Here is a 13,840-nt window from a genome sequence, read left to right as displayed (position 1 = left end):
CAATCACTTAAATGGTTGGTGCTGTTTAAACGATTTTATTTGAACATTCTTCACGAAAGGTTTCAAAATCTGATTCGGAAGGAAATGCTTGTGTTTGCAATAACAGGTTAATGTTTTTGGCTGGGCACCTAAGGTGCTTTTAATTTCTGAAGCAGTGCGACCTAGGTTAATTTGCTTCGATTCTGTAGCAATCCCTATTCGTACATAATCGTTCAGAATTCTAGGATAAATACCATATTCTTTATTGTTTTCATAGTCGATACCAATAAAATGTGCATCGAGATTACTTCCATTTTGCATGGCCGACAGAAACCCTACAAGCTGGCCGCTTAAGAAGTATCCTTTCACAATAAATTTTTCCTTGAAGGTGTTTTTAAGATGAATATAGGTGTCGAGATTTAAGATCTGCGCGTTAAAATCGGCATTATCTATGGTGTTTTGGTATAAGGCCTGAAGTTCGTTTTTATGCTTTTTAATGTCTTCAACTGTAAATATTTTGGACTCTAATGCTTCACTTTTCGCATCGGCACGGTTAGCTTTTACTCTGTATTTAGATTTTAGAGCGTCGGTATAATCGCTGAAGGATTGCCATTCGGGCTTCAGATAAATAATCATGTTAGGTTCTACATGCATTGACGCGTAGTCAAAGGATTTTAAATGATCGGTGATATAGAGCGATTCGTTTTCAAAATCTTTGATAAAGATAGTGTGAAGTCGTCGACACCTGTACAACTTCTTAACAGCTTTTGCAATCGCACCAAACGTTTCAACTTTTGGTTCGCCTTCCTTCAGAAAAGTGCCATATTCACCACTTAAAAAAACATTCCCGCAGAACAATACCTTAATGCTGTTTTTACAGAACATGTTGTTTACGATGCGCCTTATTCTAGGAGACATCCTAATGTTTTTAGTGATGGTTTCTATGCCTATGGTTACCAGTTGAGTATTGGCAAAGGCAACGGGTTCTTTATCTTTTAGAATGAATATATAATTGAATTCTATATCGGTATTCGCAAGTTCGAATGTTTTTAAAAATTCGGGAGAATAGTAAATATTGGAGGTGCAATTGAGTGTTTCCCAATACGATTTTGGAATGTCATCTACAACTTGAAATATTTCAGAAGTTAGCGCCAAACTATTGTGCTTTTTTGGGTTTTATCGAAACAATATAGACTCCCGTGAAAATTAACATCATGGCTATAACCTTTATAACATCGATTGCATCTACGCCCATAACAATGGCAAATAAACCAGCAATTACGGGTTGTAAATATATAAATACACCAACTGTTGAGGCCTTCAATTTACTTAATGCGTACGGATTCAATATATAAGTCGCAAAGGTTGCACCAATAATTACAAAGCCTACAGAGAATGATACATAAGGGGTAAAGGTTTCCCATTGGATTTCGTATAATTGATTATATCCAAACGGTATTACCATAAAAAAGCCAAAAAGGAATAACCACTTTATAAAAGTAAAGGGATGGTATTTGGCCGTTAGCTGTTTAATTAAGATAATGTAAATACTATAAGAAATGGCGTTAATGAATATAAACATATTCCCTAACACAATATTATCAGCAGCACGAGTAGATTTGCCATAAATGGTTAATACCAAAGCACCGCAAAGCGCAAGAAAAATACCAATTACCTTAAGTGCAGTGACTTTTTCTTTTAAGATCAATGCTGAAAGTACCAGAATAATAACAGGTGTAATTGTAACAATGGCCGACGCATGAATTGGCGACGTGAGTTCTAATCCTTTTAGAAACAAAAGCATGTTGATCACCACACCAAAAACGGCTGCAGCAAAAAACCTGAAGTAGTCTTTCCGGTCAATTTTTTCCTTCGGAAACCAGATACTAAATATCCAAAATAAAACGGCTGCTCCACCAACTCTTAACACCACAAAAGCGAAAGGTTTAATGTAGTTTTCATTCATTACCACTTTGGCAAATGTGTAATTAAGCCCATAAAGCAGCTGGACCATAAACAAAGCAAAAATGGCAAAGGCTCTACTATTCATGTATCGCTTGTTTTGCAGCTTCTACGGTCTTTTTAGCATTACCTATAAAGATCTGGTCGTTATATAGAATTACAGGACGTTTCAAAAAAGTATAATGTTCAAGAATATAGTCTTTATAATCGTCTTCAGAAAGTGTTTTGTTTTTAAGATCGAGCTCTTTGTATAATCTCGCACGTTTGCTAAACAGACTTTCATAGCTGTCAGTTAATGCTCTCATCTTCTCAATTTGGTCAGGTGTTAAAGGATCATTTTTAATATCCTGCAGCTCAAAATCTTGAGGTAGATTAAGTTCATCAATAATTCTCATGCACGTGTTGCACGTGCTCAAATAATAAATTTTAGACATATTAAAATTTGATTGGATTTAAGACTGCAAAGTAACCGTATTTCAAACGAAAAATAGTTACATTTAAGAAAAATATAAGCCTATGGATTATTACTCTATTGCATCAGTTTTAATTGTACTTTCTGCTGTTTTCGGTTATATCAATGTCCGCTTTCTAAAACTACCAATTACCATAGGATTAATGCTCATTACTATAGTTTTTACAATAGTTATTCTTGGTATAGCACAGTTTGACGATACCTTGTTACTCCGCGAAAAAGCGTTTATTAATAGTATAGATTTTGAAACAGTATTGCTCGATATAATGTTGAGTTTCCTGCTATTTGCAGGGGCTTTACACACTAATTTTGATCAATTGAAGGTGCAGAGAGGTCCGATACTTGCATTTGCTACACTCGGCGTAATAGTGTCTACATTTCTTGTTGGGATTATCATGTTTTATGTTTTAGGTTGGTTAGGTCTAGAAGTTACCCTTATAAATTGTTTGCTTTTTGGGGCGTTAATTTCACCTACAGATCCTATAGCTGTACTAGGAATTCTGAAAAAAGCTGGCGCACCTAAAAAATTAGAAACCAAAATTGTAGGCGAATCACTATTTAATGATGGTGTGGGTGTTGTTGTATTTCTGACCATATTTAAAATTGCCGAGAAACCAAATGCACCCGTAGAATTCTCGGAAATTGCAGCCTTGTTTGGAGAAGAAGTTATTGGTGGTATAGCATTAGGTTTGTTCTTAGGTTGGGTTACATATCGATTAATGAAGTCGATAGACAACTATGAAATTGAAGTTATTTTAACCATTTCAGCAGTTATGGGAGGTACCATGGTTGCACACCATTTACACTTATCGGCGCCATTAGCTATGGTTACGGCGGGGTTAATTGTTGGCAACGATACTGTGCGTCAGACTGCTATGTCTGAGACTACAGAGACTTACGTCGACAAGTTTTGGGAGTTGATAGATGTTCTTCTAAATACTATTCTTTTCATAATGATCGGTATGGAAATGCTCGTTTTAACTCTTGAAGGTAAGTTTATTTATGCCGGTTTACTAGCCATTCCAATAGTTTTGATGTGCAGATATTTATCACTTTGGATGCCCGTTAAATTCTTTGCGAAACGGTCAGACTTTGTCCCTAAAACAGATTTGATTATGACCTGGGGAGGACTCAGAGGAGGTATCTCTATTGCCCTTGCGTTAAGCCTCAGCAAAGAAATGCATAGAGAACTCTTTTTAGTCATTACCTATATTGTAGTTGTTGTTTCGATATTGGGACAAGGATTAACGGTTGGTCCGATAATAAAACGCTTAACAAAAAAAGCAGATCAATAAAGCTTAAGAAAGGATTTTACCTCTTCAAAAGGAATTACAAACTCAGTGTAACCCTGAGCATAAGATGCAATTTCATAAATGTTATATAGCATCACTAATCCATCATCGCTAAACCCGATATTTTCTGGAAGTTGAAAAGATTTTCCGAAGAAAAAGTCTTCCATACTAGACCCTTCATCCTCATCTTCGAGTGATTTAATAAAATGAGTTTGCGCCAGATTTTTGAATTCTTCAGAATCTTCAATGAGGTCACTAAACGCTAATTGTTTTCCAGTTTTTGCATCTAAATTTAGAAAGGTGATCTTATCGTTTCCGTGTGCACCGCCCTGAAAATCGTAGGTGCTTACAGCAATGCTTATAACCGATTCTGATTGATAGGTCGCCTCCGTTTCTATATGCAATTCCCAAACAGGTTCTGCAGATTCAGGAAAGTCATTCTTAAATTCAATGTAGTCTTTATCAAACGAATTCAATAGTGTTTCCAGGCTTTCATTGTTCAATGAATCACTTAAAGATGTAACAATACATTTTTCAATATTTGAATTAATCTGTTCGCTCAATGCACTATTTCCTGAGGCCTTATCAATATTTACAGAAATATCCGAATTATATGTATTTTCGATTGATACAGTTTGAAATTCTATAGGTTTAGTTTCAGTTTCACAAGCCATCAGACATGTGATTATTAAAATTAGTGATGTAAAACGTTTCACAAGTAAAAGATTTTAAGAAGGTTACCATAAAGGTAATTCACTGGTTTGAATACAACGAATTATACGTTAAATTTGTTGCTTCAAAATTGCCTTTTTGTAAAGTTTAAATCTGAAAGACGTCTAAGGCATTTTAATTATTCAAATTATGAAATTCAATACAAAAACCATACATGGTGGTCAGGAACACGATCCGGCTTATGGATCTGTAATGCCACCAATTTATCAAACGTCAACCTATGCACAATCGACGCCAGGAGGTCATAAGGGATATGAATATTCAAGAACTCATAATCCTACACGCAATGCCTTAGAAAAGTCTTTTGCAAGCATAGAAAATGGAAATTACGGATTGGCGTTCGGTTCAGGTTTGGCCGCGATCGATGCGGTAATTAAGTTGTTACAACCCGGTGATGAGGTGGTGTCTACAAATGATTTATATGGTGGTACCTATAGGTTGTTCACCAAAATATATGAAGATTTTGGGATCAAGTTTCATTTTATTGGCATGGAAAACGCGAATAAAATTGAAGAGTATATCACGCCAGACACAAAACTCATTTGGGTAGAGACACCAACTAACCCAATGATGAATGTAATCGACGTAAAGGCAGTTTCGAAAATTGCTCAAAAGAACAATGTCTTGCTAGCGGTTGATAATACATTTGCTACACCATATTTGCAACAACCCTTAGATCTTGGTGCAGATATAGTGATGCATTCAGCAACTAAATACTTAGGCGGTCATAGCGATGTTGTTATGGGAGCCTTAGTTGTAAGGGATAAAGACTTAGCTGATAAACTATATTTTATTCAAAACGCAAGCGGAGCTGTATGTGGTCCGCAGGATTCGTTTTTGGTTCTAAGAGGAATTAAAACTTTGCATATTAGAATGCAAAGACATTGTGAAAATGGCAGAGCAGTTGCAGAATATTTAGCAAGTCATCCGAAGATTGAAAAGGTTTATTGGCCAGGATTTGAAAGTCACCCTAACCATGAAGTAGCAAAATCTCAAATGAATGATTTTGGAGGTATGGTATCATTTACTACTAAAGGGAACAACTATGATGAGGCTATTAAAATAGTTGAAAACTTAAAAATATTTACCCTCGCAGAATCACTTGGTGGTGTAGAATCATTAGCTGGGCATCCGGCGAGTATGACGCATGCGAGTATTCCGAAGGAAGAAAGAGAAAAAACGGGTGTTGTCGATTCTTTAATTAGGTTGAGTGTAGGCATTGAAGATGAAGAGGACTTAATCGAAGATCTGAAACAAGCCATAGGATAGATAAATAAAAAGACCGAATCGCGAGATTCGGTCTTTTTTTTGCGTTGTTTATGATCTTAATCGAGATAATAGATATATCCGAAATTGAGCCATAAATTCCAATCATTTGCTTTATTTGATGATAACTTGTGATTTAATCCATCTACAAAATCATCAAAATAGTATTGCCATCTAAGCTCTACAAACAAGTCTGAAAGTATAGTAAGTTTATATCTTGTACCTATGCTACTTACCACAGACCATGTAGAACCTGAATCTGGACTAATAAATGGATCGCCGCCTGAGGCGTCATTCCAAAAACTATAAAAATTGTTGTTGTTTAAAATGTTACCATCCCCATAAGTGGTTTCAACAGAAGGGTTAAACGACACATAATGCGCTCCGAGAGCAACAAAAGGCGCAAAAGAATAAGCACCTGCCGAAAAAGCTCTAATACTTCTCGGGAAATATTCTAACTGCATCCCAACATCCCAATTTTGCGCTTCACCTGTATGGGCTCTTAATCGGTCTGCATTATCACTTGTTCTGGCATCATCTACCCACTTTCCGAAATGATTAAGCGTGGTTTTATTCCAGGAAATTTCACTCCTTAGCTTAAAATGATCATTGAAATACGTATCTGTAGTATAACAGTTACAGTCTGCACGATAAGCAAAATTGATGTAGTGAACTATTCCTACAGCTACACCAGTATTACCGGAATTAGTCTCAAAATCACTTCTAACACCAAAATCCGACTGAAATGCAACAGCACCAACAAATGCTCCTATTTCGTGCGAGAAACCCAATTGGGCAAACGAGTTTTGCATTGAAAAGACTAATACAAACCCAAAAAGTAATTTTCTAACATGTATTCCCATATAATAAATACGATTAAGCTGTCGCCGAACAAATATATAAAAACTCGACGAACTACCAAATAAAACGGATAAAATGCATATTTCTTATTAGGGAGAAGAATTTTACTGCAATTCTGAAATATTCAAAAAATAATTGAGAATATAAAAAAAATAAGCCGTAATTTTTACAGATAATGTATCTTTGCACCCTGTAAATCACAATTTCTTAACAATTTTTTATATGAAAGATAAAATTGATGCTTTTTTAGATGAAGTAAAAAAGCGAAATGGACACGAACCTGAATTCTTACAGGCTGTTCAAGAGGTAGCTGAAACAGTTATCCCTTATATCGTTAAGCACGATATTTATCACGGTAAAAATATTCTATTAAGAATGGTAGAACCAGAGCGTTTAATATCGTTCAGAGTAAGCTGGGTAGACGATTCTGGAGAAATTCAAGTTAATAGAGGTTACAGAGTACAGATGAACTCTGCTATTGGTCCTTACAAAGGAGGATTGCGTTTCCATCCAACGGTGAATGCTAGTATTCTTAAGTTTTTGGCTTTCGAACAGGTATTCAAAAACAGTTTAACTACCCTTCCAATGGGTGGTGGAAAAGGTGGATCTGACTTTGATCCTAAAGGTAAATCCGATAATGAAGTAATGCGCTTTTGCCATGCGTTCATGACGGAATTATACCGACATATCGGGCATAATACAGACGTCCCTGCTGGTGATATAGGTGTTGGTGCCAGAGAAATCGGTTTTATGTTCGGAATGTATAAGAAATTGAATAACACATTTACTGGTGTGTTGACAGGAAAAGGACAATCTTGGGGTGGTTCATTAATTAGACCAGAAGCTACAGGATATGGAAATGTTTATTTTGCCGAAAATATGCTAAAAACAAGAAATGATTCTTTTGAAGGTAAGAAAGTTGTGATATCTGGTTCTGGTAATGTAGCACAGTATGCTGCTGAAAAGGCTATCGAATTAGGAGCAACAGTACTTACTTTATCAGATTCTGGTGGTTACATTTTTGATGAAGAAGGCATTGATACTGAAAAGTTACAATTTGTAATGGATCTCAAAAATGTTAGAAGAGGACGTATTAAAGAGTATGTTGAAAAATATCCAAACGCAACATACGTCGCTGGAGAACGCCCATGGTCAGTAAATTGCGATATTGCCTTACCATGTGCAACGCAAAATGAACTTAATGGCGATGAAGCAAAGCAATTAATTGCAAATGGCTGTATTTGTGTGTCTGAAGGTGCTAATATGCCATCTACTCCAGAAGCTATTCATGAGTTCCAAAAAGCAAAAATATTATTTGCACCTGGAAAGGCATCTAACGCTGGTGGTGTGGCAACTTCCGGATTAGAAATGAGTCAAAACTCCTTACGTCTAAGTTGGACAAGAGAAGAAGTTGATGCACGACTTAAAGATATCATGTCTGATATCCATGACGCTTGTGTACAATATGGTAAAAATGATGATGGTACAGTAGATTATATTACTGGTGCTAACATTGCAGGTTTCGTTAAAGTTGCGGATGCCATGTTAGCTCAAGGTGTTGTATAGTACATCCAACAGAATAACAATAAAGGCCCTCATTTTATGAGGGTTTTTTTATGCAGTTAGTATATTAATGAAGCTATATTATCGTTACTATTAATATATTTGATAAAACAAATCTTTTGATGAACAAAACGGCATTTAAGGTCTGGCTATTTTCGTTGACCTTTTTATTTTATTTGAAGGGTAATGCTCAAGATTTCTCATCCTTATGGCAAGCGCATTACTCTTATAATGATATTGTAGATGTTGTGGCTGGTGATAATAAAATTTATGCAGCAGCTCAGAATGCCATTTTTGAATATGATACCAATACCGGAGATTTAAATACCATCACAACAATTGAAGGTCTTTCAGGTGAACAAATTACAACCATTCATTACAGTGCAGAATTCCAATTACTATTAATAGGATACGAAACAGGACTCATAGAACTATATTTTGAATCTGATGCCTCAGTACTTTCAGTTGTTGACATACTTGAAAAAGACAATATCACACCTGCTCGTAAACGTATTAACCACTTTTTTGAAAATGAAGGATTCATTTATATCTCAACAGGATTTGGGGTTTCAGTTTATGATTTAGAACGTTTAGAATTCGGTGACACCTATTTTCTAGGTAATGGTGGTGCGCAGGTTGTCGTAAATCAGGTGACTGTCCTTAATAACGAAATATTTGCTGCATGCTCTGACGGGAATGGTCTTAAAAAAGCAGATTTAGATAATCCAAATCTTATCGACTTTATGCAATGGCAGACTATTTTGGACGGTAATTTTTTCTCAGTAGATGCCTTGTCAAATCTAATTTATACCATTAGATTTAATTCAGACTTACTCGAAGTAGATGGCAATAATGCAACCTTTTTGTTTAATATTCCACAATTGCCAAATGATACGGAGATTTCAGGATCTAACTTTATAGTGTCTACTGCAGATAATGTATATGTTTACGATGAAAATTTAGTATTAACCAATAGTTATCAGCCAACCCCAGATTTCGATACAAATTTCACTTCAGCAACACTTTTTGGGAATAATATTTATATCGGAACCACGGAATTAGGGGTGTTAACGACCTCCACATTAGGAGCAGCTGAATATCAGGAAATAAAACCAAATGGGCCTCTATTTAATGAAGTGTTTAGATTAAATGCCGAAACGGGAACAGTTTGGGCAAGCTTCGGGGATTATAGCGAATCTTTAAATCCGGCGCCAACACGATCAAGAGGTTTAAGTTATTTAAGAGATGAAGTTTGGGAGAGCATCCCATTTGATAGTGTTTTCGGGGCGCGAAATCTATCAGAAATTTCAGTGAACCCTTTTAACCCAAATCAGGTTTTTGTGAGTTCGTTTCAAAGTGGCATATTAGAGATCAATGATTTTGAACCTACCATTCTATACAATCAAACAAATAGTGGGCTAGAGTCTTTAGTTGTACCAGGTGCACCAGACTTTGTAAGCATAAGAGTTTCAGCCTCTATTTTCGACAGAAACGGCGTACTGTGGTCTATGACAGCAAGGGCACCAAACCCATTAAAATCATATGACCCTAATTCAGGAGGTTGGCAAGGTTATGATTTTTCAACAATTATTGAAGATGCCTTAACGGATGAATTTGGGTTTTTTGATATAGCCATTGATAATAATGGTACCAAGTGGATTGGCGGTTATTTAAACGGACTATATGCTTATAACGAATCTATCGGGAATAACCCACTTCGAAATATAGTGTCTGAAGAACAAAATCTACCTTTTCCAAGGGTCACTTCCTTAGCCATAGACAATAGAAATCAACTTTGGGTAGGAACTTTTTCTGGCTTGAGGGTTTTATTCAATACTTCAGGTTTTTACGATGACCCAAATCCTACTCTAAGTTCTATTATCATTCTTGAAGATGGTATCCCTAAAGAATTGTTAGAAGGACAAACCATTACTGATATTGAAGTAGATGGGTCTAATAACAAATGGGTTGGAACTGTAGATTCAGGCGTTTTTTATTTTTCACCCGATGGTCAGAACACTATTTTTCATTTTACGACCGATAATTCGCCTTTGCCTTCCAATCGAATTAACGACATATCCATAGATGCAGATAACGGAATCGTTTACATTGCTACCATCAGAGGAATGCTCGCATTTCGTGCGGGTGGGTCTAAGCCCGAAGAAACACTCGAAAACGCTTTTGTGTATCCAAATCCGGTTCGACCAGAATATAATATACTCGGGTTTAACGATCTAAATGACATAAACAAAGGTGTTAAAATTAGCGGCCTTACGGATAGGGTGAATATAAAGATCACAGACGTAGAAGGTAATCTGGTAGCCGAAGCACAGTCTAATGTCAACCAAAGATCGTCTTCAGCCAATTATAATTTTGCTATTGATGGCGGAACAGCGATCTGGAATGGTAAAAATCTTGCAAACTCCGTTGTGAGGACCGGAGTTTATTTGGTAATGATCTCAGATTTAGATTCGTTTGAAACCAAAGTCCTTAAGGTTCTAATTGTTCGTTAGATATGCTCACAAAAAACAATAGTATTGTCCTGTCTAAGCTAAAATACAAGGATAACGATCTCATTGTAAAGTGTTATACGCAGCAAAGAGGTGTTGTGAGTTATATTCTAAGAGGCGTTTTAAAGTCGAAAAAGAGTCATACAAAAACGGTATATTTTCAGGCTTTATCACAACTTCAGATCGAAGAAAACTTTAAACCCAATAGACAACTTCAATCTATTAAAGAGGTTAAACCGAATTATATCTACCGTAGTTTATATAGTAATATTTACAAAAGTGCCATAGTAATGTTTCTGTCTGAAATTCTTGCAGCTGTACTTAGAGAAGAAGAACAAAATGAAGCGCTTTTCAACTATATAGAAACAGCACTTCAGTATTTAGATAGTGAAGAACAATACTCAAATTTTCATTTATTATTTCTTTTGAAGCTAACGCGATATCTGGGTTTTCAACCTGAATATCTCAACACAGAATATCCTTTTTTTAATTTAGAATCTGGCATTTTTGAAGAAACCGCCACCAGTATGTATTCGGTTAGCGGTCAAAATTTAACATTGTTAAAACAATTGTTGGGCATAAATTTTGATGCACTTAGTAGTATAAAGATTAGCTCAAAACAAAGACAAGAGTTTTTAAATATGTTATTGTATTATTTTGAGTTACATTTGGATGGTTTTAAAAAACCTAAATCATTGCAAGTGCTTAATGATGTATTTCATTAGGCTATTTTTTACGAAGAGATTTTAATGAAGATGTGCATAAAAGTGAAGTATAATATCATTTTTAGTGTTGTTTTGTTTCTTTTTTTACAGCTGTCGTTTTCCCAAACTATTACTGTTTTAGATCAAGGAGATAATAGGCCAATCCCGAGTGTCGCCTTATATAATCTGAAAAAAACAAAATATGTAGTTACGGACAGTCTCGGTCAGGCGAATCTCGATAAATTCAATGCGCGCGAAATCATCTTCTTTCAAAATTTGTTATACGAGAAATTTCAGCTTCGAAAGTTTGAAATTGCAGAGAATAACTACCTCATATACCTAACACCAAAAGTAGAAGGGCTCGATCAAATTGTGATTTCTGTTTCAAAGTTTGAACAAAGCAAGCAAGATATCCCTCAGACCATCGTAAGTATTAACGCCAAGGATATCACATTAGCAAATCCTCAAACCAGTGCTGACCTTTTAAATAATTCAGGAAATATTTTCATTCAAAAAAGTCAAATGGGTGGTGGAAGCCCAATGATTCGGGGATTTTCGACCAACCGATTACTTATAACTGTTGATGGTGTAAGAATGAACAATGCCATTTTTCGAGGCGGGAATATTCAAAATGTTATCTCTATAGACCCCTTATCTGTGCAAAGTACCGAAGTAACCTTAGGTGCTGGTTCTGTTGTATATGGAAGTGATGCTATTGGAGGTGTGATGAGTTTTTATACTAAAAAACCACAATTGTCGTATAAGGATGAATTGCTTTTAGACGGCAATGCACTGTTGCGTTATAGTACGGCCAATATGGAAAAAACAGCGCATTTCGATCTTAATCTTGGGTATAAAAAATGGGCGTTTTTAACCAACGTTAGCTTCACCGATTTTGATGATCTTAGAATGGGTAGTCATGGGCCGGATGATTATCTGAGACCAGAGTATGTGATTCGTCAGAATGGACAAGATATTATTGTACCAAACGATGATCCTCAAGTGCAAGTCCCAACAGGTTATAGTCAATTAAACTTAATGCAAAAGGTGCATTATGAACCATCAGATAATTTGTTTTTCGACTTTGGAGTATACTTTACAACAACGTCAGATTATCCTAGATACGATCGATTAATAAGACCACGTGGTGAAACTTTGCGCTCTGCAGAGTGGGAATATGGTCCGCAGCAATGGTTTATGGGGAATGCTCAGGTTACTAAGACAAGCAGTAGTTCAAATTTATATGATAAGATAAAGGCTACTGTAGCATATCAGAATTTTAAGGAGAGCCGTAGGGGTAGAGATTTTCAATCACCATTACGCGAGGTTAGAGAAGAAAATGTAGATGTACTTTCATTTAATCTAGATCTCGAGAAGAAACTTACCCCAAAAACCAGTGTATTTTACGGTTTAGAGTATCTCTACAATACAGTTGGCTCTGAAGGACAAGAAGAAAATATAGAAACAAATACTGTAGCTCAGAATGTTACTCGTTATCCAGATGGTTCAACATGGCAGTCTGTCGCGGCTTACACGAGTTTTAAATACAAGCCAAATTCAAAATTCGTGTTTCAATCTGGTCTGCGTTACAATCACGTAATTGCCAAGGCAGATTTCACTGAGAATAACGCCTTTTTAAATTTACCATTTAACGATTCCGAAGTAAACACAGGGGCACTAACCGGTACGGCCGGTATAACCTGGTCGCCCAATAAAACCATCCAATGGAAATTAAATGCTTCAACAGCATTTAGAGCGCCAAATATTGATGATTTAGGTAAGGTGTTCGATTCTGAACCTGGCTCTGTTGTGGTGCCAAATAATAATTTGAAGGCTGAATATGCCTATGGTGGTGAGCTGGGGTTAAAATTAAATTTTGAAAACAAAGTCATACTCGATATGGCGACCTACTACACGTTTTTAGATAATGCCTTAATACGCAGAGATTTTGAATTGAATGGTCAGACAGAAATTATCTATGATGGGGAATTGAGCACTGTACAAGCTATACAGAATGCATCGCGCGCGTGGATCTATGGTTTTGAAGTTGGCGCAGAGATCAATTTTTCAGAATACTTTAAACTGCGTTCACAATACAATATTATTGGAGGTACCGAAGACAATGAAGGTGTAGAGGTTCCTGTAAGACATGTGGCGCCTAATTTTGGAAGAACACATTTAGTATGGAAAAAAGATAAGTGGCTTATTGATGCCTTTTTAATTTATAACAACGAGCTGTCGTTTAATCAGTTGGCACCATCAGAACTTTCAAAAGATTATTTATATGCTTCTGATGCAAATGGTAATCCATATTCACCATCTTGGTATACCCTAAATTTGAGGGCACAACTATTTTGGAATTCGAATTGGACCATCACTGCCAGCTTAGAAAATATTACTGATCAACGCTACCGACCTTATTCTTCAGGCATTTCAGCAGCAGGTAGAAACTTAATTTTAGCACTTAAATATTCATTATAAAAAAAGGCTTAGAATTAA

At 36.0% G+C, this 13,840-nt stretch carries 11 protein-coding genes; 6 read left to right on the top strand and 5 right to left on the bottom strand.

The window, feature by feature from the left end; genetic code table 11:
- Window positions 1-3: 3 nt before the first annotated feature.
- From DDY94_RS02590 to DDY94_RS02580, 3 genes are read right to left on the bottom strand one after another with little or no spacing between them, the layout of a single operon-like run.
- Window positions 4-1,134: a peptidogalycan biosysnthesis protein gene (locus tag DDY94_RS02590; RefSeq protein ID WP_111682458.1), complete on the bottom strand. Its 1,131-nt coding sequence runs from the start codon at window positions 1,132-1,134 to the stop codon at window positions 4-6.
- Between the two features lies 1 nt (window position 1,135).
- Window positions 1,136-2,029 carry a DMT family transporter gene (locus DDY94_RS02585; RefSeq protein WP_111682457.1) on the bottom strand — a complete coding sequence of 298 codons (894 nt, stop codon included), beginning with the start codon at window positions 2,027-2,029 and terminating at the stop codon, window positions 1,136-1,138.
- Window positions 2,022-2,375 carry an arsenate reductase family protein gene (locus tag DDY94_RS02580; RefSeq protein ID WP_111682456.1) on the bottom strand — a complete coding sequence of 118 codons (354 nt, stop codon included), beginning with the start codon at window positions 2,373-2,375 and terminating at the stop codon, window positions 2,022-2,024. The genes DDY94_RS02585 and DDY94_RS02580 overlap by 8 nt, the downstream gene beginning before the upstream one ends.
- A gap of 82 nt (window positions 2,376-2,457) precedes the next feature.
- Between DDY94_RS02580 and DDY94_RS02575 the strand changes: the two genes are divergently transcribed.
- Window positions 2,458-3,708, top strand: a complete 1,251-nt coding sequence (locus DDY94_RS02575) for a cation:proton antiporter (protein WP_111682455.1) — start codon at window positions 2,458-2,460, stop codon at window positions 3,706-3,708.
- Here the strand turns inward: DDY94_RS02575 and DDY94_RS02570 are convergent.
- Entirely contained in the window at window positions 3,702-4,379 is a 678-nt protein-coding gene (locus tag DDY94_RS02570) for a DUF3298 and DUF4163 domain-containing protein (RefSeq protein WP_111682454.1), read from the bottom strand. The two genes, DDY94_RS02575 and DDY94_RS02570, sit on opposite strands and share 7 nt — an antisense overlap.
- 187 nt (window positions 4,380-4,566) lie before the next feature.
- Here DDY94_RS02570 and DDY94_RS02565 point away from each other — a divergent pair, with 187 nt between their 5' ends.
- On the top strand, window positions 4,567-5,706 hold the full coding sequence (locus tag DDY94_RS02565) for a cystathionine gamma-synthase (RefSeq protein WP_111682453.1): 1,140 nt from the start codon (window positions 4,567-4,569) through the stop codon (window positions 5,704-5,706).
- Window positions 5,707-5,762: 56 nt separating this feature from the next.
- Here the strand turns inward: DDY94_RS02565 and DDY94_RS02560 are convergent, their stop codons facing one another.
- A complete protein-coding gene (locus tag DDY94_RS02560; RefSeq protein WP_111682452.1) occupies window positions 5,763-6,566 on the bottom strand; it encodes a THC0290_0291 family protein in 804 nt (267 codons plus the stop codon).
- Window positions 6,567-6,786: 220 nt separating this feature from the next.
- Between DDY94_RS02560 and gdhA the strand changes: the two genes are divergently transcribed.
- The 4 genes from gdhA (at window position 6,787) to DDY94_RS02540 (ending at window position 13,822) form a co-directional block, all read left to right on the top strand.
- The gene (gdhA, locus tag DDY94_RS02555; RefSeq protein ID WP_111682451.1) at window positions 6,787-8,130 is read left to right on the top strand and encodes an NADP-specific glutamate dehydrogenase; all 1,344 of its coding nucleotides are present in this window, start codon (window positions 6,787-6,789) and stop codon (window positions 8,128-8,130) included.
- A 119-nt stretch (window positions 8,131-8,249) separates the two neighbouring features.
- Window positions 8,250-10,640 carry a type IX secretion system anionic LPS delivery protein PorZ gene (porZ, locus tag DDY94_RS02550; RefSeq protein ID WP_111682450.1) on the top strand — a complete coding sequence of 797 codons (2,391 nt, stop codon included), beginning with the start codon at window positions 8,250-8,252 and terminating at the stop codon, window positions 10,638-10,640.
- A gap of 2 nt (window positions 10,641-10,642) precedes the next feature.
- Window positions 10,643-11,362 (top strand): DNA repair protein RecO, encoded by a 720-nt coding sequence (recO, locus tag DDY94_RS02545; protein WP_111682449.1) that lies wholly within the window; start codon window positions 10,643-10,645, stop codon window positions 11,360-11,362.
- Between the two features lie 24 nt (window positions 11,363-11,386).
- Window positions 11,387-13,822: a TonB-dependent receptor plug domain-containing protein gene (locus DDY94_RS02540; RefSeq protein ID WP_111682448.1), complete on the top strand. Its 2,436-nt coding sequence runs from the start codon at window positions 11,387-11,389 to the stop codon at window positions 13,820-13,822.
- Window positions 13,823-13,840: the final 18 nt, after the last annotated feature.

Origin of the sequence: Winogradskyella tangerina (assembly GCF_003260205.1) — a bacterium.
Lineage (GTDB): Bacteria > Bacteroidota > Bacteroidia > Flavobacteriales > Flavobacteriaceae > Winogradskyella > Winogradskyella tangerina.
Note: the sequence above shows the minus strand (reverse complement) of the source record. Positions and strands in the feature narration are given on the sequence as shown.

Excerpts from the sequence above, each read along its gene's own strand:
- DDY94_RS02585 (WP_111682457.1), bottom strand. The coding sequence starts at position 2,029 with ATGAATAGTAGAGCCTTTGCCATTTTTGCTTTGTTTATGGTCCAGCTG.
- DDY94_RS02580 (WP_111682456.1), bottom strand. The coding sequence starts at position 2,375 with ATGTCTAAAATTTATTATTTGAGCACGTGCAACACGTGCATGAGAATT.
- DDY94_RS02575 (WP_111682455.1), top strand. The coding sequence starts at position 2,458 with ATGGATTATTACTCTATTGCATCAGTTTTAATTGTACTTTCTGCTGTT.
- DDY94_RS02570 (WP_111682454.1), bottom strand. The coding sequence starts at position 4,379 with ATGGCTTGTGAAACTGAAACTAAACCTATAGAATTTCAAACTGTATCA.
- DDY94_RS02565 (WP_111682453.1), top strand. The coding sequence starts at position 4,567 with ATGAAATTCAATACAAAAACCATACATGGTGGTCAGGAACACGATCCG.
- DDY94_RS02560 (WP_111682452.1), bottom strand. The coding sequence starts at position 6,566 with ATGGGAATACATGTTAGAAAATTACTTTTTGGGTTTGTATTAGTCTTT.
- gdhA (WP_111682451.1), top strand. The coding sequence starts at position 6,787 with ATGAAAGATAAAATTGATGCTTTTTTAGATGAAGTAAAAAAGCGAAAT.
- porZ (WP_111682450.1), top strand. The coding sequence starts at position 8,250 with ATGAACAAAACGGCATTTAAGGTCTGGCTATTTTCGTTGACCTTTTTA.
- recO (WP_111682449.1), top strand. The coding sequence starts at position 10,643 with ATGCTCACAAAAAACAATAGTATTGTCCTGTCTAAGCTAAAATACAAG.
- DDY94_RS02540 (WP_111682448.1), top strand. The coding sequence starts at position 11,387 with ATGAAGATGTGCATAAAAGTGAAGTATAATATCATTTTTAGTGTTGTT.